Origin of the sequence: Pseudoxanthomonas helianthi, from assembly GCF_017939625.1 — a bacterium.
GTDB lineage: Bacteria > Pseudomonadota > Gammaproteobacteria > Xanthomonadales > Xanthomonadaceae > Pseudoxanthomonas_A > Pseudoxanthomonas_A helianthi.
Genome location: NZ_JAGKTC010000001.1, coordinates 1,686,290 through 1,686,641 on the forward strand (window position 1 = coordinate 1,686,290; position 352 = coordinate 1,686,641).

At 59.7% G+C, this 352-nt stretch carries 1 protein-coding gene; it reads left to right on the forward strand.

Translation table 11 applies throughout. The features are described 5' to 3' along the window. Positions 1–344, forward strand: a 344-nt coding sequence (locus J5837_RS16665; protein ID WP_210536077.1) for an immunity protein Imm33 domain-containing protein, incomplete at its 5' end; no start/stop codon positions are given. Between the last annotated feature and the right edge of the window lie 8 nt (positions 345–352).

Genomic DNA, 352 nt, shown 5'->3' on the forward strand with positions numbered 1-352 from the left:
GCCGCATGAACCAGATCCCGTCTCAGGCGGAAATATGCGAACAATTCGGCTCGCTCTTTGATCCTCCCGGTGAGGACGAGCAATTGGGCATCGCCCTTTCTACTCTCTCGCAGGTTCCCCTCAATGCCTTGCGACATCCCGCAGAGAACGGCACGTGCGGCTGGTATGTCTGGGGTGGAGAGCTATCTGACCACCCGGACTTCTTTCAGCCACTTCACGTCCATCACCTTGTAGAGCAAGCCCCGTCGATCGTTCCCTACCTAGCTCTAGCGCCGGGCTGGCGAGTGCTTTTGGCTCCTGGGCACGTGGACGTCTGGTATGACCCGGCGCTTTTGGCCGTGTAGCATGCGGC